23 protein-coding genes, 1 tRNA gene and 1 riboswitch are annotated in these 25852 nt (G+C 51.8%); of the genes, 16 read left to right on the top strand and 8 right to left on the bottom strand.

What is annotated here, in order from left to right:
• Positions 1 to 47: 47 nt before the first annotated feature.
• The 3 genes from NWE93_01930 to NWE93_01940 all read left to right on the top strand — a co-directional run bounded on the left by NWE93_01930 (position 48) and on the right by NWE93_01940 (position 2420).
• A complete protein-coding gene (locus NWE93_01930) occupies positions 48 to 854 on the top strand; it encodes a class I SAM-dependent methyltransferase (GenBank protein MCW3998982.1) in 807 nt (268 codons plus the stop codon).
• Between the two features lie 65 nt (positions 855 to 919).
• A complete protein-coding gene (locus NWE93_01935; GenBank protein MCW3998983.1) occupies positions 920 to 1423 on the top strand; it encodes a hypothetical protein in 504 nt (167 codons plus the stop codon).
• Between the two features lie 118 nt (positions 1424 to 1541).
• A complete protein-coding gene (locus tag NWE93_01940) occupies positions 1542 to 2420 on the top strand; it encodes a RimK family alpha-L-glutamate ligase (protein MCW3998984.1) in 879 nt (292 codons plus the stop codon).
• On the opposite strand, the gene NWE93_01945 is transcribed toward NWE93_01940, so the two are convergent.
• The 5 genes from NWE93_01945 to NWE93_01965 form a co-directional block, all read right to left on the bottom strand.
• Positions 2410 to 3411 carry an AIR synthase-related protein gene (locus NWE93_01945; GenBank protein MCW3998985.1) on the bottom strand — a complete coding sequence of 334 codons (1002 nt, stop codon included), beginning with the start codon at positions 3409 to 3411 and terminating at the stop codon, positions 2410 to 2412. The two genes, NWE93_01940 and NWE93_01945, sit on opposite strands and share 11 nt — an antisense overlap.
• Complete coding sequence (thiT, locus tag NWE93_01950; protein MCW3998986.1) at positions 3412 to 3960, bottom strand: energy-coupled thiamine transporter ThiT; 549 nt, start codon at positions 3958 to 3960, stop codon at positions 3412 to 3414.
• A riboswitch (TPP riboswitch) is annotated at positions 3951 to 4062 on the bottom strand. Its footprint overlaps the gene before it by 10 nt.
• 864 nt (positions 4063 to 4926) lie before the next feature.
• Positions 4927 to 5991, bottom strand: coding sequence for an ATP-binding protein (locus NWE93_01955; GenBank protein MCW3998987.1), 1065 nt, complete (start codon positions 5989 to 5991; stop codon positions 4927 to 4929).
• A 110-nt stretch (positions 5992 to 6101) separates the two neighbouring features.
• Positions 6102 to 6731: an AAA family ATPase gene (locus tag NWE93_01960; GenBank protein ID MCW3998988.1), complete on the bottom strand. Its 630-nt coding sequence runs from the start codon at positions 6729 to 6731 to the stop codon at positions 6102 to 6104.
• Between the two features lie 14 nt (positions 6732 to 6745).
• Positions 6746 to 6873 (bottom strand) — tRNA-Leu (locus tag NWE93_01965).
• 154 nt (positions 6874 to 7027) lie between these two features.
• Here NWE93_01965 and NWE93_01970 point away from each other — a divergent pair.
• The 8 genes from NWE93_01970 to NWE93_02005 all read left to right on the top strand — a co-directional run bounded on the left by NWE93_01970 (position 7028) and on the right by NWE93_02005 (position 18365).
• Positions 7028 to 7855: a hypothetical protein gene (locus NWE93_01970; protein ID MCW3998989.1), complete on the top strand. Its 828-nt coding sequence runs from the start codon at positions 7028 to 7030 to the stop codon at positions 7853 to 7855.
• A 54-nt stretch (positions 7856 to 7909) separates the two neighbouring features.
• Positions 7910 to 8797, top strand: coding sequence for a site-specific DNA-methyltransferase (locus NWE93_01975; GenBank protein MCW3998990.1), 888 nt, complete (start codon positions 7910 to 7912; stop codon positions 8795 to 8797).
• Between the two features lie 339 nt (positions 8798 to 9136).
• Entirely contained in the window at positions 9137 to 9388 is a 252-nt protein-coding gene (locus NWE93_01980; protein ID MCW3998991.1) for a hypothetical protein, read from the top strand.
• 114 nt (positions 9389 to 9502) lie between these two features.
• Positions 9503 to 9811, top strand: coding sequence for a hypothetical protein (locus NWE93_01985; protein MCW3998992.1), 309 nt, complete (start codon positions 9503 to 9505; stop codon positions 9809 to 9811).
• A 600-nt stretch (positions 9812 to 10411) separates the two neighbouring features.
• Entirely contained in the window at positions 10412 to 13768 is a 3357-nt protein-coding gene (locus NWE93_01990; protein MCW3998993.1) for a DNA-directed RNA polymerase subunit B, read from the top strand.
• 1 nt (position 13769) lies between these two features.
• Positions 13770 to 17606: a DNA-directed RNA polymerase subunit A' gene (locus NWE93_01995; protein ID MCW3998994.1), complete on the top strand. Its 3837-nt coding sequence runs from the start codon at positions 13770 to 13772 to the stop codon at positions 17604 to 17606.
• The gene (locus NWE93_02000) at positions 17603 to 17905 is read left to right on the top strand and encodes a 50S ribosomal protein L30e (GenBank protein ID MCW3998995.1); all 303 of its coding nucleotides are present in this window, start codon (positions 17603 to 17605) and stop codon (positions 17903 to 17905) included. The genes NWE93_01995 and NWE93_02000 overlap by 4 nt, the downstream gene beginning before the upstream one ends.
• A gap of 40 nt (positions 17906 to 17945) precedes the next feature.
• Positions 17946 to 18365 carry a NusA-like transcription termination signal-binding factor gene (locus NWE93_02005; protein ID MCW3998996.1) on the top strand — a complete coding sequence of 140 codons (420 nt, stop codon included), beginning with the start codon at positions 17946 to 17948 and terminating at the stop codon, positions 18363 to 18365.
• Between the two features lie 197 nt (positions 18366 to 18562).
• Here the strand turns inward: NWE93_02005 and NWE93_02010 are convergent, their stop codons facing one another.
• Positions 18563 to 18739, bottom strand: a complete 177-nt coding sequence (locus NWE93_02010) for a hypothetical protein (GenBank protein MCW3998997.1) — start codon at positions 18737 to 18739, stop codon at positions 18563 to 18565.
• Positions 18740 to 18776: 37 nt separating this feature from the next.
• Here NWE93_02010 and NWE93_02015 point away from each other — a divergent pair, with 37 nt between their 5' ends.
• Positions 18777 to 20663, top strand: coding sequence for a PQQ-binding-like beta-propeller repeat protein (locus tag NWE93_02015; GenBank protein ID MCW3998998.1), 1887 nt, complete (start codon positions 18777 to 18779; stop codon positions 20661 to 20663).
• Between the two features lie 57 nt (positions 20664 to 20720).
• On the opposite strand, the gene NWE93_02020 is transcribed toward NWE93_02015, so the two are convergent.
• Positions 20721 to 20951: a C2H2-type zinc finger protein gene (locus NWE93_02020; protein MCW3998999.1), complete on the bottom strand. Its 231-nt coding sequence runs from the start codon at positions 20949 to 20951 to the stop codon at positions 20721 to 20723.
• A 214-nt stretch (positions 20952 to 21165) separates the two neighbouring features.
• Here NWE93_02020 and NWE93_02025 point away from each other — a divergent pair, with 214 nt between their 5' ends.
• The 3 genes from NWE93_02025 to NWE93_02035 are packed head-to-tail and all read left to right on the top strand — an operon-like array spanning position 21166 to position 24532.
• On the top strand, positions 21166 to 23085 hold the full coding sequence (locus NWE93_02025) for a hypothetical protein (protein MCW3999000.1): 1920 nt from the start codon (positions 21166 to 21168) through the stop codon (positions 23083 to 23085).
• A complete protein-coding gene (locus tag NWE93_02030; protein MCW3999001.1) occupies positions 23085 to 23903 on the top strand; it encodes a hypothetical protein in 819 nt (272 codons plus the stop codon). The genes NWE93_02025 and NWE93_02030 overlap by 1 nt, the downstream gene beginning before the upstream one ends.
• Positions 23900 to 24532, top strand: coding sequence for a hypothetical protein (locus NWE93_02035; protein MCW3999002.1), 633 nt, complete (start codon positions 23900 to 23902; stop codon positions 24530 to 24532). Before NWE93_02030 ends, NWE93_02035 begins: the two co-directional genes overlap by 4 nt.
• A 25-nt stretch (positions 24533 to 24557) precedes the next feature.
• Here the strand turns inward: NWE93_02035 and NWE93_02040 are convergent, their stop codons facing one another.
• Complete coding sequence (locus tag NWE93_02040) at positions 24558 to 25421, bottom strand: hypothetical protein (protein ID MCW3999003.1); 864 nt, start codon at positions 25419 to 25421, stop codon at positions 24558 to 24560.
• 292 nt (positions 25422 to 25713) lie between these two features.
• Between NWE93_02040 and NWE93_02045 the strand changes: the two genes are divergently transcribed.
• Positions 25714 to 25836 (top strand): hypothetical protein, encoded by a 123-nt coding sequence (locus NWE93_02045; protein MCW3999004.1) that lies wholly within the window; start codon positions 25714 to 25716, stop codon positions 25834 to 25836.
• Positions 25837 to 25852: the final 16 nt, after the last annotated feature.

Raw genomic sequence — 25852 nt, forward strand, 5'->3', positions numbered from 1 at the left:
CTGCATCTAGAAATATCGTAACTATTTTTAGTCGGGAGCGCCGGCAAATGCAGAAAGCAAGCATTCTTTCAGTTTACATGAAGCAGCATGGAGTAGCTAAAACAGCCTCTTTAATCTATAACCTAACGGTTCACTCCAACAAAAAAAAGTTGCCTAACTACCAAAGTTACCTGCCGCTGTTTACAGAAAGGACGGGGCTGGAGATTGGTGGACCGAGCAGGTTCTTTGAAAATAGGCTACCCATATATGAGGTTGCGAAATCGGTGGACTGCGTGAATTTCTCGTCAGAAACAATCTGGCAGGGCAAGGTTTTGGAGGGTCAAAGCTACCGATACCACAAAGACCAGGTGGGGCACCAATACATCTGTGACGCAGTTGACTTATCAGGTATTCAAGATAAAAAATACGATTTCTGCTTATCATCCAACGTGCTGGAGCATATCTGTAACCCCCTAAGGGCAGTTGAGGAATGGCTAAGAATCCTAAAAGACGACGGCTTACTTTTGCTTGTGCTGCCCCGAAAAGAATTCAACTTCGACCACAACCGCCCCGTCACATCCCTTGAGCATCTGCAGAGCGACTACCACAACCGTGTCGGCGAAGACGATGCAAGCCATGTAGATGAGGTCCTTAACCTGCATGATTTAGCCCTAGATCCCCTGGGCGGCAGCTACGAGTCGTTTAAGCAGCGATGCATGAACAATTACCAGAACCGCGCAATCCATCAGCATGTTTTCGACTTAACGCTGCTCCATCAAATATTTAACCTCTATAAACTGCGCTGTTTGGAATCCACCACCGTTAGAGATTCCTACGTTATAGTCGGCAGAAAACAGGCTAATCAGGTATCTTGAAGGCGCCTACTATCTGGGTCGCCGCTGTGAAATATTAATAAGGGCTGGTTCTGCATTACACCCTTATGCCCAAGCAGCCCAACAGCAAACCTAAATCCAAAGTGAAGCCTAAAGCAAAACAGAAACCCAAGGTCACTGAGGCTCCAGGGATAACAACCTCGAAAACCTACTGGATCGTGCTGGTCGTTATCATGGCTGTTTTTGTCTCTATTTTGGGTGCGGTGTCGGGTTTGGAACTGGCACAGATTGCGGCTTTGGACATCGCCGTTGCCGTCGCGATTGCGCTTGTAGGCTACCTCCGCGTGACGCCATCTAAGCTATCTATCAGCAAACGCGCCACCTTCATCTTCGCGGGCACCTCAATCATCGGCTTTGGCATATGGGCCCTCGTCTCGCTCTTAATAACAGCCGGCGGCGGGTTAATGCAGCTGGGAGAACTCCTTGGTGGACAACTCTTTATCGTAGCCAGCCTTGCCATTTGCCTCTCGCTGGGAGCCTTTGCAGGCGAATTAATTGGGCAGAACCGCAGGGTACAGGAGCGGCTTTTCCCGCCAAAAATGGATAACTAAGCCAGCAGCCAAGCGCAACTGCTTTTCCTTTGATGAAGCCCATAACTCGAAGCTTTGCCTCCGCGGAAGCTTTAAGAGCACAGCCATCAGCATTTCCTATCCATAAGGACCGACCCCAATGAAATTCGGCATCATGACACGCAACCCAGAAGCGTGGAGCAGCACACAGGTCCGCGAAGCCCTTACCCGCCGCGGAATCCCCTATGAATGCTTCACGTTTCCCCGTTTAGTAGCGCGATTAGCCTACAAACCCTACTTCAAAATTAACAATACAAGCATCATTGATGACCTTGACGCCCTCATCATCCGCCCTATCGGGCGAGGCAGCCTCGAGGAACTGGTTTTCCGCATGGATATGCTCTACAAGCTCGAGCGACAGGGCTTCTACATCGTGAACCCGCCCGCGGCGATTGAGCACTGCGTCGATAAATACGATATCCTCGCGTTGCTCGAAGACGTCGGCGTTCCTGTTCCCCGCACCCTCGCCACTGAAAGCGTCAATGAAGCCATCAGAGCCTTCAACGAACTCGGAGGCGACGTAGTCGTTAAACCCATCTTTGGCAGCCGAGGTCAAGGCGCAACACGCGTCAACGACATAGACATCGCAGACACAATTTTTAAAGCAATAACCTTCCATCACGGCGTCATCTATATGCAGGAATTCGTCGAGCATGGCTTTAGCGACATCCGCGCCTTCGTCATCGGCGACCGCGTGGTAGCATCTATGCGTCGGGTGGCAACAGGCTGGAAAACCAACTATAGCCGAGGTGCGCGTCCTGCACCCGCAAAAATAAGCAAGGAATTCGAGGACCTCGCCGTCAAAGCCTCCAAGGCGGTAGGCTGCAAGATCGCTGGCGTAGACATCCTTGAGGGACCAAAAGGACCATGCATCGTGGATGTCAATAGCCAACCCGGCTGGAAGGGACTGCAGGTGGTAGCGGACATAAACATCGGTGACGAAATCGTCGAGTACGTGCTGGCTGAGCTTAAGAAGTAGCGGCAAGCATCATGGTGTAGGGGTCGTCGGCGGCGGCTGGAAAAGGCCCCTGCAGGTTATCCCTATGCAGAACCCGCGCTTTTTTGTTTGTGAATTCGCCTATGAAATACGCAGTTAAGCCCAGTTGCTGCAGCGCCTTTGTTACACTCTGCTTTGCCTTTGGATGAATCGCCCCCAGAATCGTGCCGGTTGAAGAGAACGCCAGCACCTGCGCGTCGCTGAGCCCAAAATGCCCCTGCAGCGCCAACGCCTCAGATGGAACCGCAATTTCGTTCCAGTGAACTTCAAAGCCGACTTTTGATGCAGCCGCCAACTCGTTTAGCGCCGCCACAAAGCCGCCCTCCGTCGCGTCATGGAGGGCATGTACGCCTTCGATTTTCGCCAGCACCTGCGCCTCTTTAACGCAGCTTTGCATGGCGATAAGTTGGGCGTATTTTTTCTGTTTTTCTGCCCCGAAGAGCTTCTGCGCCATCTCTGGGTGGGCTAATGCATAGTTGGTGATGGTTTCGACGCCCAGGGGCTTGGTGCATAAAATTAGGTCGCCTGCTTCTGCATCCCCCGAGGTTTTCAAATGCTTTGGGTCAACTTCGCCGTAGACAGTGCAGACACCCAGCAAATCGTTGAGGCTATCATACATGCCTGTGTGTCCGCGGACGATGGCTACGCCGAGTTCGTCGGCGGCGCGGCAGGTTTGCTCCATAACCCTCTGGAACCGCAAGGGGTCGGTTGGGCGGGGCCCCAGCAGCGTGATGGTGCAGAATTGGGGTTTAGCGCCTGACAGCGCCACGTCTGAGGCGGCGTAGTTTATCAGCAGCCACCCGAACCATTCCTCAGGTACGCCCGTGCAGGGGTCAGCTGCAACCGCCACCATGAGGTCGCCGATGCGGTGTATGCCGGAGTCGTAGCCGATTTGGGGCGGCACCAGCACTCTTTGGTCGCATTGGATGCAGTTGAGCATTTTCTGTAGGTCTTTAGCTGCGAGTTTTCCCATTTACATGTACGCCTTCAATGCTTTGCTTGCCTGCAGCAGGAAAACCGCAAAAACGGTGATTCCCAGCTCAGGCAGCATGTAGCTTCCATTGTAGACTGCCGAGTAAACGTAGGGGTCTATGTTTGGCGCATAGATGGGTGCCCAGTACACGACGCCCGAGATGAAACTTAGCATAAACCGCAGTGAAACAGCCACGGCGGCTCCGAGCGCGGGGTACTTTGGGAAGAAGCCAGCCAAGCCCAAGACGCCGAATGCAAGGGGATAATCCAGCAGCACCTGCACGGGGTCGATTGCATAGGGCAACAGGGCGAATTGGATAAGGCCGTAGATGACGGCGGTGACGACTCCTACTTTGGGTCCTCTGCGCAGCGAGAGCCAAATGATGGGCACCATCGACGCCAACGTTATGGAGCCACCCTGCGGCATCACGTAGACCACTATGGTGCTAAGCGCCGTAGCCAACGCGGTGAAGATTGCGGCTTCAGCTAAAACTTTAGGGTTTCTAAAGGAATTTGGGTTCTTATATTCACTTTTATACGGTGTGTCCACTTGTGTTTCCCTCCGCCAGTATTACCTGGTTCAGGTTCGTCGGGTCGACAGAAGGTACTGTCCTCTCAGCCGGATCATTCACCAGCTCCCCAAGAACTAAACAAACAATGCAGGCTTGAGCCATATAGGTTTTGCGTGATTAAGCGGGCGGGCTTTCAGGGGCAACCTGTCAGAGCTGACTCAGCCAAGAGCTCCGCAAAAACCAGCTTTTGCTCCCGCTCTGCTCGATTCTATGTTTTCTCCATGCCAACGATGAATATCCTTATACACAAAAACACCGAAAAACAGCACACTCGGCGTCAATAGGGTTTTGTGGCTACAAACGGAGGCACCCGACGACAAAAGGCGTCTGCTCTTGCCAGCCCCATTTTTTGTATAGTTGTTGTTGTGGGGGATCCCTCTTTATTCAACAACAACCCGCGGACTGAGCAAATCAATGCTTTTTGGCAGCAGGCGCTGGGGCCTATTGCAGGCTGGTTGTGCAATCAGCCACAAGCAGAACAGCACCCAATTATGGCGCTTCAAGCCGATTCTGCAAGAACCTTGGCTCTTTTGACTGTTAACGGTCCTGCAAAAACATTACCGACAACGAGGCGCCTCCAACGTAGTTGCCCGCTGAGTTTTTCGGTTTTCCGACTCTATTACGCTGTTCCATTAGAGGCATAATGGGGTGATGTTGAAAAGGGTGGTGCTAGGGGCAGGATTCGAACCTGCGAACCCCTGCGGGAAAGGAGTTGCTTTATGTGTTGTAAACTTTTCTGCCAATAATCCGAATAATTACCTTTTGATTTGATACTTGGTAGATTTCCCTATAAACGCCAGTTTAGGCAACTCTTCCGCAACTACTTTTGAGTTTTATGTCTTGGCGTGTTTTTTCCACCAACCAATCGAGTTTTCCAGAACGAAAATGCCTTAAAATGCAGCATCTACCGATAGCTTGCGTATGTCTTGGCTTCTTCAAGGACGTTAAATATCATAAAAAGAATTTAAATTATCAATAAAATTCATCTTTAGCTCATTCATGAACTCTTCGTCTTTTTCAATATCTTCCTTAAGAATTTTTTCGCAAATTGACTTAGCTATTGTGGTTTTACGTCCTCTTTCTTTAATTTTCTTGATTACTTCTTCGTCAGTTTTTTGTTCCAGTTCTTCTTTAGGGATATGCAGTACCTCGGATAAGATGTCTCGAGGTATATAATTTTCAATCTCTTTTCTTTTTAAAACCCAAGTCTTGATTCCTGAAGCTTTACATTTATTCGTGAATGTCATCAGAAGCTCTTTGTTTTTATCTTTTTCAATGTTATCCAAGTCAATGATGAATAGGGATTTTCTGGCAATTTTTTTTATAGTTTCCGGTTCAAGGAATTCAAGATTTCCTTTTCCACCAAAATGTATTAAGCCAATATTCGTTGATGCCATCTTAATATCGTCTACAAAAAATTGTAACCACTTGCAAATGTATTCCTTGTCAGCCGGACCCTCGTACCAAATTATTGCATCGTATAAGATTGCATCCAACCCGTTGCTTCCTATTTCTCTTAATGCTAAGTCGATTTCTTTTCCTGAGATATTTCTCACCCTTTCATTCGTGTGAAGAAAGATAGTATCTACATAAGACGGATCGATAAAAATTGGAGAATGGGTAGCACAAATGATTTGAATATCATGTTTACGTTTGAAAAGAACTTCTCTGAGTGATTTTGCAGCGCCAGGATGTAGGTGCGATTCAGGCTCATCTATCGTCAGAATGTCGCCAGGACAACATGAACTTAATTGTAAAATAGTTTTTAGGCCAAAGAGCATTCCATCTGACAATTTTTCGAGAGGGAACCATTCTTCTCCGTCGCCAAGCTTAACAACAATATTGGTGTCATCCGGCTGGCTGCCTTTCCTTGGCTTCTTAATTTCTATTTTGCTTCTAAAAATCTCTTTAAACATCTCACTGACTGCAACCAACCTTTCGCTGCAGCACAACAAACAATATTCTAAATGCTCTTCGAGGTTAGAACCATCTGACTCTAGTTTTGCCATTGACCAAATATTTTTCTCTTGTTTAAAAGATTGTAAACTTGATACTGATTTAATAAAAACAGATCCAATAACAAAAGCTAAAAAAATTGAGTCTACGCAGTCTGTTTTTTCTAACCACTCATAAAATAGTTCTTCCGAAGCAACACCTCTTTTTTCTCATTATTTAACAAGGTAAATTTGAAGCGGGGCCCATCAGATAGACTGAGACTCATATCGATGCACAGGTATTTCGCCTGATCCAAAACGTCTCGGTACGTAAGCGTGCCATAGTTATTCCTTGATGTTTTGATTGCCGTATGTAGTGCATCAGTCATTATGTCTTTAAGAGGTTTTTTCTTTATTACTTCAATCTCCATTTTTATTTTTTTATCTATAAAATCATCCTGTTTACCACTAGTTCTTCTTAACGAATCTTCATATGACAAAAGTAACGTTTCTAATACTCTTTCGTCTGAGAATACGTCCAAGATGCTCGAAGTTAATCTAAAAGTATAGGCTGTCTCTATCGAAATTTCCCTTAGTGGTACTCTATTCGGCTTAAAATATGCAGAAACGTCTTGAATGTCATGCATTCGATTTGAACCAAGTAGGGATAGAGCGCTAATAATGGTCGATTTTCCGCTGGAATTAGGTCCTGTTAAGGATGTCCATTTTGAGAATCCTTCGCTTGTATAGTTACTCAATCCTCTAAAGTTGCTAATCTCCAGTTTCTCGAGGAATACACCCAATTTTCCTTCCACCGAAATAGTACTTGTGGTGCTACGGGCAGGATTCGAACCTGCGAACCCCTGCGGGAAAGGATATCCCATCCGTGGGGCCAGACCTGCCGGCCAAACGTTGATCTTGAGTCCTTCACCTTTGACCTGGCTTGGTTACCGTAGCCCAGTGCAGTACAAAGGTTTGGGTTCTGGCTTATTAATCATTTCCCATCCCCCCAGTTGGCAAGCGTTGGGGTTTGTCAAGAAATGTAGACTAAGCCTTGTCAAGAAACCTATACAAGAACCCATAAATCCAAAAGAAAACTCTGCCATTAACCATGAAACACGCATGCAAAATCTTCACGGTTGCCCTTGTGCTTGTACTGGCAGCTTCCACCTCACTGCTGGCTGCCATGGCATCAGCTGAGGTATCGGTTCCTTCGGTTCCCCAGTTCAGCCTCCCCGTCGTCGACAACTCCCGCTATGTACCCGAAACCTTCACCACCGACTCCTACACCGGCCAAACCACCAGCCAAGGCGGCTACACCTTGGAGAACATAACGGTGCAGGTTACGATTAAAAATCAGCCTTTCACCTCCAGCCTCCTCCCAGACGGCAACGTAACCCAGCTCCGTTATGCGGTACGCTTCAAGGGCCACTTTGATGGCTGGTCGGGTTCCTCTGAGCAGGTTGCCTATGCAGTTCAGGTCTCCGGCAAGGGCGAAACGGTGGTTGAGTATTTCAAGGGCTGGAGCGGATATTCCAGTTCCGGCTATCAGCAGCTGCCCAACATAGACGGAGCCCAAGTTGACTTCCAAGTGAAAGCGCAGGTAGGCTACGACTACAGCTACAACTCAGGCGACGGCTACCCCTTCCCCCTCCACGACTTCAATGTTCTAGCCGAAAGCAGCTGGAGCGATATCCAAACAGTAATTCTCCCCGGCGCAGATGACCCCGCCCCACAGCCGACCTCTACTCCCCTGCAGGTAACATCGCCGCAGTATCCCCAGCCCACCGAAAACGCCGCGTTGCCCCCTCAGCAATCTAATCCAGAAGGGTTCGCTGAAATCAACCTTGACAGCGATGTGCTCCTTCAGGCAGCGGTGTTGGCCGTGGTGCTTGTTGTGGTCGCCGCCTTGATTGTTGTCATGGTGCGTCCCCGCTAGGCTGCCGGCTTTAACCGCAAAGGTAAAAACCTCATATGGCGATAGTTAAGCTGCATGCCCACTGCGCACCGTATTATCTTAGGCAGCAGCCAAAACATGAGTGAACTCAGCAGCGGCTCCGTCGAGTTGATGGTGACTTCGCCGCCTTACCCCATGATTGCGATGTGGGACCAAATTTTCTGTCAAGCTGACCCCCAGATTGCCGCTCTTTGGCAAAAGCTGGAGGCGAACGGCAGCGATGGAGCGGTGCGGCAAATCTACGATGCCATGCACAGCTACCTGGGCAAAGTCTGGGCTGAAACCTACCGCGTCCTCGTCGAGGGCGGCATAGCAGCCATAAACATCGGCGACGCTACCCGCCGCATAAACGGCAGATTCCAGCTTTTCCCCAACCACAGCCGCATCATCGAGGTCTGCGAGCAAATCGGCTTCACCACCCTACCATATATACTCTGGAAGAAACCCACCACCAAACCAACCTACAAGGGCAAAGGCGCCTTTCTAGGCTCAGGCTTTCTGCCACCCAACGCCTACGTTACTTTGGACTGCGAGTTTATTCTGCTGTTCCGCAAGGGGGCACTGCGCAAGTTCCCGCCTCACCATGAGTTGCGCTATGAGAGCCAATTCAGCAAGGCGCAGCGGGACGAGTGGTTTAGCCAGATTTGGGATTTTAAGGGTGCCCGGCAAACTGACTCTGAGCTGGAGCGGCGTACAGGGGCTTTTCCCGATGAGGTCGCAGAGCGGCTTATTCGGATGTTTAGTGTACGCGGCGAAACTGTGCTTGATCCCTTTTTGGGTTCGGGCACCACTATGAAGGCGGCGATGCAAACGGGGCGCTGCTGTGTGGGGTATGAGCTTGATGTGCGGCTTTTGAATGTGATTGAGGCAAAGATCGCTGGCTGCAGCGGTGGAGAAGCCAAAGTTACCGTTACACAGCGGTAGACGCGTGTCGGCGATTGCTGCAGGCCTGGTCAGGTTCCTTTATCGTTGATTGTGGTGTTGCTGGTGGGCACCAACACAGATTTATTAGCTGTTTTCCAGTGCCTTTGAATGGTGAATACTTTGCGTTTAAAGAAAATACTGCTTGTCGCCGGCCTCGGCGCCGCCGTAGGCGTCGGTTTAGGGTTATTTGTTGCATCCGCTAAAAAAGAGAAGCACAAACGCAATTTTTTCTGCTAAGCTTCTCCTCAATGGCTCTTGGCGGAGCCTGCCTGTTGCTGCTTGCATGCACCCACATACGTTAATACCCCTAAAAGCCCCTGCATAGACTGAGGTTTTGGTTTGTCAGAAAACACATCGGACGATTTAGTCGGTTCAGAAGGCAAGGTGGGAGAACCCAAGCATACAACGGGCCACAGCACAGCGGTTGCCAAGATGGGCGAGGGCGAGTTCATGTGCCCAGAATGCGGCAAAACATTCACTGTCCAAGACGCCGCGGAGAAGCACCTGCATCTAGTCCACATGAAGCATCTGCGCAGTGAACACAACGAATTCCACGATAGAGACGTCGACACAATGCATGTTGAGGCGTAGCCTAAAAATCGGCAGATTCTGCAGGTTCAAAAAAAGCAATTTATGGAAAAAAAGAGCCGTTCGGCAAATTTTTAATATTCCCCCTACCTCTTTTAGGCGAAAGAGCCGCTAACCATGGGCAAAGACCGCTCGGAGAACAAACCATACGGCTTTGGCAACACCAACCGCCGCTTCCCCAACCCCAAACGCCAAAAAGCCAGCGTAGCCAAGGACCGATTCGCATTTGATCAAGCGTTGGCGGGGCATGATTGCCGGAAGCTGGGGCGGGGCGGCGACTTTGTGGTGCAGCGGCGCGATTTCTTGGGTGAGAAGGAAGGGGACCCGACGGTGGTGGAGGTTAAGTCGGGCGGTTCGAGGTTGACGGAGGCGCAGATGCAGCGTAAGAGGCAGCTGAGGGGTCGCTACAGAATCGTTCGGTACTGAGCCGGCGGGGCAGTTGACTGGAAAACTTTTGTTTTTTCATGCGTCTGCTGGAGGGATGTCGCTGTTGCTTTGCATATGCAGTCCCCCTGCGTTTCCTGCTCATCAGTTGCCTATCTATAAATAAGGGGGGTAATGTCTGCAGATGCGCTTAACGTTTATCAAATAAGCGTATGCAGCATTTTTTCTCGTACCCCATGCTTTTCGGCTGCTGTTTGCGCCCTAAACTGCCCTGTTTCCCCGCGTCATCTTGTTAACCCGCCGCTTTTAGGCTGCATTTTTGGTTTCAGAGGCTTATGCTTTCTCTTTTAGCCTTTTTGTCCCTGCAACGCGGGCGCCGCTGGTTTTTTTCTACTGAGTGCTCAAGGAAAGTTTAGGCGCCCTTTGCTTCTCGCGCATTGTGAACGACAAGGTTTATTAGTTAGCTACGCAGCTTCTGTTTGTGCTCTTGAAAAACTTTAGTGAACCCTTTTGTCCGTTGGATGATTCCAGCATCGGGGGAACTGCAAGGTTGAAAAATATGCCAAGTTACAAATCTCAATCACAATTATCAACTTATTTTAACTGCATGGGAGAAAAAAGAAATTGACAACTCTTCAGAAAATCCAAAAAGAAGACCTTCAATACCTCCTCAAAACGTTCTTTAACGAAAAAGGGCTCGTCCGCCAGCACCTCGACAGCTACAACGAATTCATCGACCATGGACTCCAAGAAGTCGTTGACGAAGTAGCTGAAATCCCCATTGAAGTGCCCGAGAACCCCTACAAGGTTAAACTCGGCCAAATCTGGGTCATCGACCCCCAGAGCCGCATCACCGGTCCCTACGCCACCGAAGTAGATGGCACAAAACATGAAATTTACCCTATGGAAGCACGCCTCAGAAACTTGGCGTACTCCGCCCCCATCGCGCTGGAGATGACCCCCGTCATCGATGGCCGCGAACAGGACACAGAGTTAGTCTTCATCGGCAACATCCCCGTTATGCTGAAGAGCAAACTTTGCTTCCTCAGTCAGCTTAGCCGCGAGGAACTTATCGCTGCAGGCGAAGACCCCGATGACCCCGGAGGATACTTCGTGGTAAACGGCTCAGAACGCGTCATCGTCGCCATGGAAGACCTTGCACCTAACCGCGTCATCGTCGACATAGACGACAAAGGCACCAGCCCCGTTTTCCAAGCCAAAATCTTCTCCACCACCGTGGGCTTCCGCGCACGCATCGAACTTAAACTCAAATCAGACGACGCAATCTACGTCACCATGCCCGGTGTCCCCACCGAAATCCCCTTCGTCGTCATCATGCGCGCACTCTCCATGGAGAAAGACAAAGACATCGCCGAAGCCGTCTCGCTGGACAACGAGCTCCAAACCCAACTGGGCGCATCATTCGAAAAAGCCATCGGCGTAGACACACCCCAAGACGCCATCTTATTCATCGGCAACCGCGTTGCCCACGGCCAAGTTGAAGAATACCGCCTCCAGAAAGCCGAAACCGCCTTGGATAAGAACTTCTTGCCTCACCTGGGCAGAAGCGACAAGAACCGCAAAGAAAAAGCCATCTTCCTAGGCGAAATGGCATACCGCGTCATCCAACTTAAAACGGGCAGACGCCAACCAGACGACAAAGACCACTTCAAAAACAAACGTCTCCGACTCGGCGGCCCACTCCTAGCTGACTTGTTCCGCGTATCCTTCCGCAACCTCACACGCGACATCAAATACCAGCTTGAACGCATCGGCGTTAAAGGCCCCATCATCACTGTCTCCGCCGCAGTGCGCCCCGGCATCATCACAGAACGTTTCCAGCATGCGCTGGCAACGGGCAACTGGGGCAGAGGCAGAGTCGGCATCACCCAGCTTCTGGACCGAACCAACTACATCTCCACCTTAAGCCACCTTAGGCGTCTTCAGTCGCCGCTGAGCAGAAGCCAACCTAACTTCGAAGCCAGAGACTTACACCCCACCCACTGGGGACGCTTATGCCCCAACGAGACCCCTGAAGGCTCAAACTGTGGCCTCGTAAAGAACCTCGCCTTATCCGCATCCATCGCCGTCGGCGTTAACCCCGACCGCATCCGCCAGCTACTCTTCGAAATGGGCACTGTCCCAGCATACGAAGCCTCAAACGAGCTGCGCATAAACGGCGCCAAAGTCTTCGTTGATGGCAACATCATCGGCTACTGCAACAATGCAGCGGCGATGGTGGCTTCTTTCCGCCAGAAACGCCGCTTAGGCGAAGTCTCAACGGAAGTCAACGTCACCTACTTCTCGAAGCAGCAAACCGAAACCGAGGAAGTCCATGCTAACTGCGACGAAGGCAGAGTCCGCCGCCCACTCATCATCGTGGAAAACGGGATGCCTAAGCTGCAGAGCAAACACTTCGAAAAAATCGGTTTGGGCGAATGGACATGGGACGACGTCGTCAAAAACGGCTTAGTCGAATACCTCGACGCTGAGGAAGAAGAAAATGCCTACATAGCCCTCGACTACGAAGCCGTCACACCCGAAACCACCCACTCAGAAATCGCCACCTTCACCATCCTTGGCATCTGCGCCTCCACCATCCCCTACCCTGAACATAACCAGTCGCCCCGCAACTCATACCAAGCCGCCATGGCAAAGCAGGCGCTGGGCGTCTACGGCACAAACTTCCATCACCGCGTCGACAGCCGCAGCCACATCCTCCACTACCCCCAGGTGCCGCTGGTGCAAACCGAAAACATGGATGTGATGGGCTACAAGCAGCGCCCCACAGGCCAGAACTGCGTTGTTGCAGTGCTCAGCTTCGAGGGCTACAACATGGAAGACGCCATCATATTCAACAAAGCATCAATAGAACGCGGATTGGCACGCAGCACCTTCTACCGCATCTACGAAGCCGAATGCCGCCAGTACCTGGGTGGCTTAAAGGACCAGTTCAGAATTCCCGAGCCGGGAACCCGCGGCTACAGAGGCGAACAATACTACCGCCTGCTGGAACCCGACGGAATCATCGGACTCGAATCACAAGTTGTCGGCGGAGACGTGCTTATCGGAAGAATCAGCCCGCCAAGGTTCCTTGAGGAATACAAGGAATTCGAAGTTAAAGGCCCCAGCATGCGCGACACCTCCGTGGACATGCGTCCCAGCGAAACAGGCATCGTCGACGGCATCTTCATCACCGAAAGCGGCGAAGGCAGCCAACTCGTCAAAGTCCGCGTACGCGACCAACGCATCCCTGAACTCGGCGACAAATTCGCCAGCCGCCACGGCCAGAAAGGCGTCATCGGACTCATCGTGCCACAGGAAGATTTACCCTTCACCGAAGACGGCATGGTCCCCGACCTCATCATTAACCCGCACGCTATCCCCAGCCGTATGACCATCGGACAATTCATCGAATCCTTAGCCGGAAAAGCAGCCGCAGCCCGAGGCAAACCAGGCGACGGCACACCCTTCGCTAACGAAGGCCCCGACGAAGTACGCAAAAACCTCACCAAACTCGGCTTCAGCCACACAGGCAGCGAAGTCTTCTACAACGGCACCAGCGGCGAAAAATTCGTCGCCGACGTCTTCGTGGGCATAGTTTACTACCAGAAACTCCACCATATGGTCGCTGACAAAATCCACGCTCGCGCCCGAGGTCAAGTGCAGATGCTTACACGGCAGCCAACTGAAGGTCGCGCTCGCGGTGGCGGTCTGAGATTCGGAGAAATGGAGCGAGACTGCCTCATCGGCCACGGCGCCGCTATGCTGCTGCGTGACAGGCTGCTGGAGGAATCCGACAAGTACACGCTCTACATCTGCGAGAACTGCGGACAAATCGCCTACTTTGACATGAAGCAGAGGCGTTATGTCTGCAAGATCTGCGATGAGAAAGCAAAAATCGCCCCAGTTATCGTGTCATACGCTTTCAAGCTTCTTCTGCAGGAGCTTCAGAGCCTATGTATCACACCTAAACTAAGACTTAAGGAGAAGGCATAAGATGGCATCGGAAGAATTAATCCATAAAGTAGTAGATGAAATCTCATTCGGACTCATCTCACCAAAAGATCTGCGTAAACAATCCGTCGTGGAAGTGCAAACCCCCGATACATACGACGAAGACGGCGCCCCCATCACCGCTGGCCTCATGGATGGACGATTAGGCACTCTTGAGCCGCGTCAACGCTGCAAAACCTGCGGCAACACCGCCATCAGATGCCCCGGACACTTCGGACACATCGAACTCGCCGTTCCCATCGTACACATTGAATTCACCAAAATCATCTTTGACATGCTTAAATCCACCTGCCGCACCTGCGGACGAATCCTGCTCAGCGAAGACGCAGCTAAAAAGGCTCGCCAGCGCATTGAACGCTTCAATGAACTTTTGGGCAACATACCTGACGAAGTCTACAAGGAAATTATGACTGACATCAAAGCTAAACAGTGCCCCTACTGCGCTGCGCCCCAATTCAAAATCACCTTCGAGAAGCCAACTAAATTCATCGAGCAAACCGAAGCAGGCTCTGAGCCGCTTACCCCCAGCATGATCCGTGAAAGGCTCGAGCGTATCTCAGATGAGGACCTTGAAGTTTTAGGTTTCAACCCCAAAGTCGCCCGCCCCGAATGGATGGTTCTTCAGGTGCTGCCTGTGCCGCCAGTTTATGTGCGTCCATCCATCACATTGGAATCCGGCATCCGCAGCGAAGACGACTTAACCCACAAACTCGTGGACATCATCCGCATTAACCAGCGCCTCAAAGAAAACATGGAGGCAGGCGCCCCCACACTCATCATCCAAGACCTCAGCGAACTGCTGCAGTACCACGTTACCACCTACTTTAACAACGAAGCCTCCGGTATTCCGCCGGCACGCCACCGCAGCGGGCGCGCACTCAAAACCCTCAGCCAGCGTCTGAAGGGCAAAGAGGGCAGGTTCCGAAGCAACCTCAGCGGCAAACGCGTTGACTTCTCCGCACGCACCGTCATCTCGCCCGACCCTAACCTTGACATTAACGAAGTCGGTGTCCCCCGCGACGTCGCCATGCGCCTCAGCGTTCCAGAGAAAGTTACTGCCTGGAACATCGAGGAGATGAAGCGGCTTGTGGTAAACGGGCCCGAACAGTACCCTGGCGCACTCTACATCATCCGCCCAGACGGCAAACGCATCCGCCTCGAATTCGTCGTGGACCGCACAAAAATCGCGGAAGCAGTAGAATTGGGCTTTGTGGTTGAACGCCACCTCAAAAACGGCGACATAGCAATCTTTAACCGGCAGCCCTCGCTTCACCGCATGTCCATCATGGCTCACTACGTCAGAGTTTTGCCCTACAAGACTTTCCGTATGCACCTCTGTGTCTGCCCACCCTACAACGCAGACTTCGACGGCGACGAAATGAACCTCCACGTGCCCCAAAGTGAAGAAGCCCGAACAGAATCGCTTCTGCTTATGCAGGTGCAGGACCAAATTCTCTCGCCCAGATTCGGCGGACCCATCATCGGCGCCATCAGAGACTTCATCACAAGCGCCTATTACTTCACCAAACGAGGCAACTACCTGACCCGCGGCCAAGTTGACCGTATCTTAACCACCACTAACTTCACCGGCGATTTACCTGAGCCTGAAATCAAAGAGCCAGTTCCCCTCTGGTCAGGCAAACAAATCTTCAGCCTCTTCCTACCCAAAACACTAAACTACATCCTGAAAGCCAACATCTGTCAAGGCTGCACTAAATGCGAAGAAGAACTCTGCAAATTCGATGCCTACGTGGTCGTCAGAAACGGGCAACTCGTCAGCGGCATCATCGACCGCCGAAGCATCGGCTCTGAACAATCTGAAAGTTTGCTTCACAGAATCATCAAAGACTACGGCACACAGGCAGGCCGAGAATTCCTCAACAACATCACCCACATGCTTAAAACCTTCATTTCGCTACGCGGCTTCAGCTACACCTACGAGCAACTGGTACTTTCGCCCCGCGCCCGCAGCCGAATGGCAAAAACTATGGAGCGCACCCAAAAGAAAATCGACGAACACATCGTTAACTTCCAAAACGGCACTCTTCCGCGTCTTCCTGGCCAAACCATGGAGGAATCTTTCGAAATCTATGTCATGCATGAGTTATCGATTGCCCGAGACGAATCAGGCAAGATTGCAGACGACGACTTCACGCTGGAGAACGCGGGCATCGTTATGACCCGAACCGGCGCGAGAGGCAGCAGCCTCAACATCGGCCAGATGGCGGCTTGTGTCGGTCAACAGTCAGTCCGAGGCAAACGTATCCTGAGAGGCTACGCGAACCGTGCGTTGCCCCACTTTAAACCCAACGATCCCCTGCCACGGGCCAGAGGCTTTGTCTACAACAGTTACCAGACGGGTCTGGATGCAATCGAGTTCTTCTTCCACGCTATGGGTGGCAGAGAAGGTCTCGTCGACACAGCCGTCCGCACCCAGCAGAGCGGTTACATGCAGCGCCGCCTCATCAACGCACTCGAGCACATCAGATTAGAATACGACTCAACAGTCCGCGACAGCGCCGGCGACATCATCCAGTTCCGCTACGGCGAAGACGGCGTGGACCCAGCAAAAAGCGACCACGGCAAAGCAGTCAACGTCAGCCGACTCATCGACCAGGTCCGTCTTGGCGAAGAGAAAGGCGCTGAACCAGCCTCCACAGACTTCATCAAGAAGCAGCTTAAAAGCGTCGAGGAACAGATCACCCCGATTCTTCTAGCACAGCTTAAACAGAACTTCAACAAAACCAAACTCAGCGAGAAAGCAGTGGAGAAAGCCGTCACCATAACCGCCCAGCAGTACAAACGTGCCTTGATGGAGCCAGGCGAAGCAGTCGGCATAGTCGCAGCGCAGTCAATCGGGGAACCCGGTACACAGATGACTCTTAGAACCTTCCACTATGCAGGTGTCAAAGAACAAAACGTCACCTTAGGCTTGCCGCGGCTCATCGAAATCGTGGATGCACGCAGAATCCCATCTACCCCCATTCAGACCATCTATCTGATGGGTGAACACGGCAAGAGCAAAGAAGCCGCAGTTGAAGTTGCACGCCACATCATCTACACATCCGTCGAGAACCTGGCTTCAGCTATCTATGAGGACCCTGTACGCGAGGAAATCATCATTGAACTTAACAAGCAGATGATGGCTGACCGCAACATCACCATGGAAGAACTCCAGAATCGGCTTGAGCTGCAGAACGCCACCGTCACAGTCACCGACACCACCGTGGAAATCAAGCCCAAGAAGGCTGAGCAGATAAAACGTATGCTGACAAAGATCCCCGGATTCCAAGTTAAAGGTGTGCCAGACATTAAACGTGTCCTAGTCACTGAGGAAAGCGGCGAATGGGTCATCCGAACCGACGGCTCCAACCTTGCAAAGGTGCTGGAGGTCGAAGGAGTCGACACCTCACGCACAACCACCAACAACATCCACGAAATCGCCAAGACATTGGGCGTTGAAGCCTCACGTAACGCATTAGTCCACGAAGCCAAGGGTGTCCTGGAAGACCAGGGCCTTGACGTTGACGTCCGCCACGTTATGCTCGTTGCAGACATGATGACTACCACTGGAGATGTGCAGCAGATCGGTCGCCATGGCATCAGCGGCAAAAAAGCCAGTGTGCTCGCGCGCGCCGCATTCGAAATTACCGTTCCTAACATCGTTGAAGCCGCCGTGAAAGGTGAAAGTGATCCTTTGGCTGGCGTGACAGAAAACGTTATAGTTGGGCAATCCATACCAATCGGGACGGGCTTAGTTGAACTGTACATGTCAACGTTTGAGCGTCAAAGTAAAGATGGAGGAAAAACAGAAGCATGATAGACATAGATAAAGCGTTAGCGTCCGCAGTTAAAACAGGTAAGGTATCCTTCGGAGCCAACACCGCCCTGCAAAACGCCAAAACCGGCAAAGCTAAGATGATTGTTTTAGCCGCAAACTGCCCAAAAGACATAAAAGAACAGATAGAATACTATGGAGAAATCTCGAAGGTTCCCGTTGTAACCTACAAGGGCAGTTCGATGGATTTGGCTGAAGTCTGCAAGAAGCTATTCATAATCTCTGCGATGAGCATACGCGAAACCGGGGACTCAGATATTCTCAAAGTAATCGAACAGTAATATAAATAATGGAGGAAAAAAACTGACAACTGGCATAAAGATCACCTGCGACGAAATGCGCTACATAGCTCTCTTTGAAAGCATCAGCGGCGCCAGCGTGAAAGACTGCATCATCGACGAAGAACAGGAACGCGCCATCTTCATCGTTAACCAAGGCCAAGTGGGCGTCGCCATCGGCAAAGGCGGACGCAACATCCACACCCTGGAACGCATGACCGGCAAAAAACACGAAATCATCGAGTACAGCGAAGACCCCGTTACATTCATGAAGAATGCCCTTAAACCCGCAGCAGTCCGCGAAATCCGCGTAACCGAACGCACCGACGGCAAAAAGATGGCAGTCATCACAGTTAACCCTAAAGATAAGGGCGTCGCGATAGGTAAAAACGGCAAGAACGCTGAACGTTTGCGCTTTTTGGCAAAACGGTACTTTGACATCCAGAACGTAAGCATCACCTAAGCTCAGACCGCAAAATCGGCTGGCTAGGCGATGAAACGCTGCTGGCTACCTTGGGTATTGTTAAACCTAAATGGCATGGCTGGTGCACTTCTTTCGCTTAGTCTATAGGGTGGGTTCTGTTTAGTCCAGAAATGTTGACTAAGTTTTGTCTATAAATCTTGACAAGAAACCTTTTATCTAAAACGCTGATTCAGCGGCTAGTGGTGATAACCCATGAAATGTGCCCTATCAGCTTCAGTTTTAATTCTTTCCTGTTTAATGCTGATTAGTTTTTCAGCCTCAACCTTTTCTCTGCCAACCGCAAAAGCAGACTCCTCAAACACAAAAACCCTGGAGCTCTGCTCTTTCAGTGCTGCCACGGCTTCGCTGGTCACCAGTCCCAGCCACGCCAGCGGCTGCGCTGCTAAGCTATTGATTCCTCAAGGTGCCCCTCAGGGTTCAGGCTGCATGGCACTTTACCCCTGTAACCTCACGCTGTATTCTCTGCTGTCCTTCCAAGTTATGACCTCCTATAGCAGTGCCCTACCCCGATTCGTAATCCTCCTCGACAACAACAGCGACGCCAGCGCAGACATCCTTTTACTTAGCGATTATCAATCCGCCAGCAACGGAGCATGGGTGTCCTCTCAGGGAGGCGAGCGATGGGGCTGGACAGAAGCAAACCAAAACTTAACAGCTTATGGCTCAACGTGGAGTGAACTGGGCTACTGGAAACTGCGTTATGGGAACGCCACCGTGGTCTATGTCGGGGTTGCTTTGGAGTACTGGGCGGTTGCAGACGCAAACGGTTTAGGTCAACCTCTCTATGCCGACGAGCTTACCCTAAACGGCGTGACCTACCGCATCGCAAACGGCGCCTCTGCCCAGCCAGATGATTGGGCTATGTATCGCCATGACCTCCAGCGCACGGGGGCTTCAAGTTCAGCTGTTTCCACTGGGCAGCTTGCCTGGAGATTCTTCACAGGTAACTCTCCGGCTTCGCCATCGCTTGCTGATCGGCTCCGAGCTTCCCCCACAGTGGCTGATGGAGTCCTCTATATGGGTTCAAACAGCAGCCGCTTCTATGCCCTAAACGCGTCGTCTGGCAGTCAAATCTGGGCTGTTAACGTCGGCGTAAACATAGATTCCTCCGCTGCGGTTGCTAACGGCGTGGTTTATGTTGGGCTACTCTGGGATGGACACCATGGCTACGTTGATGCCTTTAACGCCACCAATGGCGCGCTTATCTGGCAGTATGTGACTAGCGGCGGCGTCGAGTCTTCCCCGGCGGTTGTCGATGGCGTGGTTTATGTGGGCACGGTAGCGGGTTATGTGCATGCGCTTAACGCTTCCAGCGGCGCTCAAATGTGGTCTTACCGAACAGGCGGCCAAGTGTTTTCTTCGCCCAACTTCGTTGACGGCGTCCTCTATGTGGGGTCACTTGATGGCTGCGTCTACGCTTTAAACGCGGCAAATGGCGACTGTATCTGGGCTTCTTATTTCGGTAGCCAAGTTTACTCTTCCCCCGTCGTGGTTGATGGCGTCATCTACGTCTGCACCGACACGGGAAACGTCTATGCGCTAAGCGCGGTGGATGGAAGCGTGATCTGGCAAGCCTACGTTGGCAGCGGCAACGACCACACTGATTCCTCACCTGCAGTTGCTCACGGCATCGTCTACGTCGGCGCCCGCAACGGATTCTACGCATTCAACGCCACTTCTGGTCAGCAACTTTGGTTCTTCAACTCGCCCTACACCGCTCGCCACTACACAGGCTACTTCTATTCTTCCCCAACCGTGGCTGGCGACGTTGTCTACTGCGGCTATGAAGACAGCCGTCTATTCGCCCTAAACGCCTACAACGGCTCCATAGTCTGGAGCTACCTCACCGGCGGCTTTCTGTTTTCTTCGCCAGTCATCGTGGACGGCGTCGTCTACATTGGCTCCTACGACGGATACATCTATGCATTAGGCTACACTGGAGCAGCCCACCTGCAGACAATCATCCCCGAATCCACGCCTTCCTCCTCCGCTACGCCAGCCCCCTCCTCTACAGCTTCCCAGTCAAATTCGCCAACAGCTACCCCCACCCCTGCTGCTGTATCTGAGCCAGCTCAAAACGAGCCGCAAACAATTGAGCAGACCCAACCGGACTTAATTTCTCAGAGTCAACCTCTGCAGCCCCAAGCCACAGTTGCCCCCTCAAACCCTGTCTGGATTAACTGGTACATACTTGCCGGAATAGTCGCTGCAGCCCTGGCAGCGCTGATATCGCTTCTAATCGTTTTTAAACCCTCTGCCGCACAGAAAAACCTCTAGCTCCATCTTTAGATTTTTTTCTGCACTCTGGGAGAAGGCATCTTTAGGTTTTTCCATTTAAACTTGCTTTTTGGGGCTCTGATGCGTCGTCTGCGTATGCAGCGTTAACTCTTCTCGGGTGTTGAAGGCTTTGCCGCATAGTGAGCAGCTAAACCTTGTGGGTATGGGGATGGTTTCGGGTGGCGGCGGGCTTGGCGGCGGCTCAGGAGGCATCGGCGGCAGATTGTCCGATACGTTTTCTATGGGTTCGATTGGCCTTTTGGGGTAGGGATAGTCGGGTTCACTCATTTTTTTTACCACGATAGGGGAGAATGGGGGTTTTGATAAGGCTTTGTGGGTGCTCCGCGGCGGCTACATCGCGATGCATTTTGCCTGCGGAATGTGTAAACCCTCCAGTATTCAGGTTTCTTGTTGCCTGAATTTCGCTTCGGTTTTGCCTAATTAGTTAAATAAGAGAGGCTTGCACTATCTATTTTCCAACAGTAGAGGCAAAGTATCAGTTATGCTTATTCGTGAACTTATCGTTGAAAACTTCATGAGCTACGAATACGCCCGCGTCCCCTTCAAACAGGGCGTTAACGTAATCGGGGGACCCAACGGCGCAGGCAAATCCAGCCTGCTGCTAGCCATATCTGTTGGGCTAGGGCAAACCTACACTGAACGCAGCCGCAAACTCAGCGACCTCATCCGCTGGGGCCAAGACCAAGCGCGGGTAACCTTGATTCTGGATAACAGCAAACAGGGCAGCCGACGCCCCGAACCCAAATACCAAAAAGACCAGCTTTTCCTCACCCGCATCCTACGACGCGACGGCAAATACTGGTTTGAACTCGAAAACCGCGCCGCCTCAAAACAGGACGTTGAGCGGCTGCTGGGCAAATTCGGCGTGGACCCCGACAACATGCTCATCATCATGCATCAGAACATGGTGGAGCAGTTCAGCGTACAAAGCAACATCGACAAGCTCCGCATGGTCGAGGACGCCGTGGGGCTTGCGCCCTTCCGCAACAACGTGGTGGAAGCCAAAACCAAACTCACCCGCATCCTCAGCCAAGAAGAATCCGTGGGCAAACTGCTTGAGCAAGCCGAGCAAACCCTTCATTACTGGCGGGAGCAGTACGAGCGGTTCCAGGAGAAAAAGCAGCTGCAGCTCAAACGGAGCTTTCTGGATCGCGAGTTGCTGTGGGCGGAGGTGGAGCGCCGCGAGGACATCGCAAAGAGCCTGCAGGCAAGCTTTAACAAGGCTCAGCAGGCACTGGGCAAAATCGAGGATCAACGCCAAGCCATAATCGGCGAACTCGACGGGCAAACCGAGGAGCAGCAGACGCTGAAAACCCAAATCAGGGGCGTGTTTGATGAGCGATTGGAGCTTGAACGCAAAATCGCCCAGAACCAAAGCAGCCTCAGCCTCATAGAGCAGCTGCTAAGTGAAGTGCAGCTCATTGAATCCCTCGCTGACCCTGGCCAGTTTAAGCTGCTGCGCGCCGAGAGCCTGCGTGAGATGCTGGATGTATCCCAGCAGCAAATAAAGAAAGCCGCCGCGCAAGTTGAGGTTAACCAGAAAAAGCAGCTTAGCCTCGAGAATTCCGCTGACAAAATCGGCACCGCAGCGCTGGATAGGCGCGTTAATTTGGCGCTTTTGGATTTTAAGCGTGACCGCGCCGTCAACGAGCAGAAAGCCGTCGAGAAGTCGCTGCGTGAAGCCCAGGAGAACCTCGCTGAGGCAGTGGCTAAAGCCCAACTGAGCGGTGAACGCATCGCCGTGCTTAAATCCCCCAGCGAAATCCAAGAGGAGATGGGGCAAACCAACGGGCACCTCGCCGCGCTTGCCTCGGTTTCGGAGGAGATTGAGCGGCAATACGAATCCTACTCAAAACTTTACCTTGAACTAAAAGAGAAGGCGCAGCTGGTGGCTGAGAACAGAGAGAAAACCCTACAGGAAGTCAAGACGCGGCTGCAGGCTTGGCGAAGCGTCATCGAGGAGTTGCTTGACCGCGTTAACATAGAGTACCAGCGTATCATGAGCCAAACCCTCGCCACCGGGGAAGTGCAGCTTTCCAACAGAGAGGAAATCGAAACGGCGGGGCTGGAGATTTATGTGGGCTTTAAAGGCAGCAAACCCGTTGCTTTGGATGCTTACACGCAGAGCGGCGGCGAACGCACCACCGCAACCATGGGCTTTCTGCTGGCGCTTCAGCAGCATGTCCGCAGCCCCTTCCGCGCCGTCGACGAATACGACATCCACATGGACCCCAAAAACCGCGAAATGATCGCCAAAGTGCTTGTCGCCATAATTAAGGATGCGGCGGCGCAGTACGTGGTGATTACGCCCAGCCAAATTACCTTTGCCCAAAAGGACGCCAACGTCATCACCGTGCAGAACCTTGAGGGAAAAAGCCTCGTGCGTGAGGTCGCTGCCTGATGCCGCAGGAAATAGCGGAGAAGCGGCTGGGCAAGGAGCGGCTGCAGCGCATCATCGAAATGTGCTTGGCTATCGAGAGCCGCCAAGTTGACCCCTTCACGCTGGAAGTCGATGAGATAGTTAAGGTGGTGCATGCGTATTTTCCGCATTGGCAGCACCCCGACGAACTGCGTCTCGACGCCGAAGCCCTCCATCACCTCGCCACCGTCATCAAAATGCAGAGCGAATGGGTCAAACAGCGCTCCTCCGCCCTATACACTGACCCTTTTCTTATGGAGGAGAAAATCCGCCAAACCAGCCGCGAGGCAATGGTGGATGTTTTCCTGTCAGCTTGGTCGCCGATTGTGGATTCCGAGCAGCTTAGCCTCCACGCCCTCGCGCAGGGACTGCTCTACTGGGATGCGCTGCCGCCGCTGGGCGACCGCTGGAAAAGCATCGATGTCTCCGCGGTGGAGATGGGCTCTGTGAGCCGCGAGGAGATGGTGAAAGCCCGCGTTTTGGGCGACCGCGAATTCGGCGAGGAACTCACCTGCTACTGGCAGGAACTTAAAGCCAAAGCAGCGCCAAACGGCAAAATACCGTATTGGGACTTCATCGGCGCCGACACCTACGAGCAAACCGTGCAACGCGCATTCCTCACAGCGTTTCTAGTCACTTACGGCTACGCCACCTTGGAAATCGACCGCCTCGAAGAAACCGTAGCCATCATCCCCTACGAGGAGCCCCATGAAGCCGCGCTAACAGTGCAGTCCACATCGGTGCCCATCGCGGTGCCATTTGAGGACTGGCAAAAATGGAAGGAAGGCAAACAGCCATGAGTCAACGCAAAAAAGGCATATACGCAGGCAAAATCAAAAAAGCAGCGCAGCTGCTCCTCTACAAACGCCACGCTAAACCCGGCGTAAAAGGCTGGGAGCTACATAAGGCAGTGGGCGCGGATTACCCTAAGGTTCTTGAGGTGCTGGAGGATTATTTGGCGCCTCTGGATTTGCAGGTTAAAACCGTGTTTGAGGAAGAAAAAACCCCCGATAAGCCCAGCCTTGAGGAGCTGGATAAGGCACGGTTTTTTGTGGTGCTGCGTGACGTAGCTACCAAGGATAAGCTGATGGGCTGGCGCATCGACGATTTGGCAGGTTTAGCGGTGACAATCAGCTTTATCATCAGCAAAAAAGGGCAGGTGCCCCGCAAAGACGTCGAGGCATTGCTCTCCGAGAAGATCCCGAACTGGAAAGTGGGCCTCAACCTTGACCGGTACATCCGCAGCGGCTACTTATCGCAGGATGAGCATGGGATGCTGTTTCTGGATTGGCGCACCCGCGCGGAAGTGGATGAGAAGAAGCTGATTGAGATGCTGCTGAGCGCGGAGAAACAGAAAGCGCTCGCAGAGTTGCCTGTGCAGGATAGCGAGGCTGAAGAGGCTTCTGGCACAGAAGAAGATAAAGAATAACCCTTCTGTTTGCCCAACTGTTATCTTAGGTTAATGCCCATTTGGGGTTTAGCTGCGCGTATGCTTGGTGATGCACACGGTATACGTCTCCGTTGCCAGCCCAGATTATGACTAAAAGCTCTGTGACGCTGCCGGGCCATGTTCCGTTAAGGGGCAGTGTAACGCTCCAAGCGGGACACAAAACATTGCCTTCCCTTACAGTGGGCCCCAAACTTGCGGTGATCTTGTTTTCTGTGACGTTAAAGCCCGATACCACCCAATCATCTGACATACGATAAGAATAGTTTTTTATGGCTTCCATCGCGATTGCTACGGCTTGCTCTTTCGAAACGTTCACCGTTGTGTCACCTATCTTGTCGCCTCGGCGGTCAATAAAGCCAGAAAATACGCCGTCAGTGAAGGCTGCGTTTATGACAAGGTATTCGCATCCGTTGATGACGCGGACCCAACGGAAGCCTACGGAGTCGCCGAACGCTGTGCCTGTGAGGTCTTTATGGGTAACGGTGAGTTTTAGGTCCCCTGCGGTTATGGTTGGATTCTGGGTTGGATCCACGTTTGCTAGCATGGCTATCATTTCTTTTGAATCTAAGTTAGAGTATGCTTGGTATTTTTCTAGGAAGCTTTGGGCTGCTTGGGTTATGTTGGGATACGTTTGGTCAGTTATGATTGAACCCTTGATGTCTAATTGGCAATGATAAACTACTCCGTTATCGAGCGTTAAAATGCAGGTTAAGGTGGAGTCTTTTGCTTCCAGAAGATATGTTTCTATCCCTGGATCGGAATCGGCGCCTATGACTCCGCCTAAGCTCTTGTTTGAGGAGAACGGAGGCTTAAACGTTATGTTATACTGTGAACTGTCGATTGGCAATACGTTTTCTATGAAAGCCAACGCTTCGCTATGCTCGATCGGAGCGGCTGATTGAACAGGGGACCTTTCGAACGAAAAAATTAAAGTGGCCACTAGGGTGCAAAGAGCCACTAAAGCCAAGAGTAATACAATAGCTCGTCTCACTCTAATTCGCCAATTTTGTATGAGCATAAATTTATGATAAAAGCGTTTTCGTCAAACTTTCTTGACTAACCCCGAAACCTTCAAGTCAAGATTTCTTGACCAGCAAAATCAGAAGCGACTACTTCAGACCGAATGAGCATGCATGCTGGGATTGGCGCAGCGCGTGGAAGTGGATGAGAAAAAACTGATTGATCGGCTGCTGTCGGCGGAGAAACAGAAGGCTGAAGCCGCTGCTGAGGCGATTGAACCCAAAGAAGAGGAATCTGAAACCAGTCAAGAAGAAAAAGATTAGCCTTAGTAGAAACTGC

This window comes from Candidatus Bathyarchaeota archaeon (assembly GCA_026014735.1).
In the GTDB taxonomy this organism is placed as follows: Archaea; Thermoproteota; Bathyarchaeia; order Bathyarchaeales; family Bathycorpusculaceae; genus Bathycorpusculum.

Excerpts from the sequence above, each read along its gene's own strand:
- NWE93_01930 (MCW3998982.1), top strand. The coding sequence starts at position 48 with ATGCAGAAAGCAAGCATTCTTTCAGTTTACATGAAGCAGCATGGAGTA.
- NWE93_01935 (MCW3998983.1), top strand. The coding sequence starts at position 920 with ATGCCCAAGCAGCCCAACAGCAAACCTAAATCCAAAGTGAAGCCTAAA.
- NWE93_01940 (MCW3998984.1), top strand. The coding sequence starts at position 1,542 with ATGAAATTCGGCATCATGACACGCAACCCAGAAGCGTGGAGCAGCACA.
- NWE93_01945 (MCW3998985.1), bottom strand. The coding sequence starts at position 3,411 with ATGGGAAAACTCGCAGCTAAAGACCTACAGAAAATGCTCAACTGCATC.
- NWE93_01955 (MCW3998987.1), bottom strand. The coding sequence starts at position 5,991 with ATGGCAAAACTAGAGTCAGATGGTTCTAACCTCGAAGAGCATTTAGAA.
- NWE93_01970 (MCW3998989.1), top strand. The coding sequence starts at position 7,028 with ATGAAACACGCATGCAAAATCTTCACGGTTGCCCTTGTGCTTGTACTG.
- NWE93_01975 (MCW3998990.1), top strand. The coding sequence starts at position 7,910 with ATGCCCACTGCGCACCGTATTATCTTAGGCAGCAGCCAAAACATGAGT.
- NWE93_01985 (MCW3998992.1), top strand. The coding sequence starts at position 9,503 with ATGGGCAAAGACCGCTCGGAGAACAAACCATACGGCTTTGGCAACACC.
- NWE93_01995 (MCW3998994.1), top strand. The coding sequence starts at position 13,770 with ATGGCATCGGAAGAATTAATCCATAAAGTAGTAGATGAAATCTCATTC.
- NWE93_02000 (MCW3998995.1), top strand. The coding sequence starts at position 17,603 with ATGATAGACATAGATAAAGCGTTAGCGTCCGCAGTTAAAACAGGTAAG.
- NWE93_02020 (MCW3998999.1), bottom strand. The coding sequence starts at position 20,951 with ATGAGTGAACCCGACTATCCCTACCCCAAAAGGCCAATCGAACCCATA.
- NWE93_02025 (MCW3999000.1), top strand. The coding sequence starts at position 21,166 with ATGCTTATTCGTGAACTTATCGTTGAAAACTTCATGAGCTACGAATAC.
- NWE93_02030 (MCW3999001.1), top strand. The coding sequence starts at position 23,085 with ATGCCGCAGGAAATAGCGGAGAAGCGGCTGGGCAAGGAGCGGCTGCAG.
- NWE93_02035 (MCW3999002.1), top strand. The coding sequence starts at position 23,900 with ATGAGTCAACGCAAAAAAGGCATATACGCAGGCAAAATCAAAAAAGCA.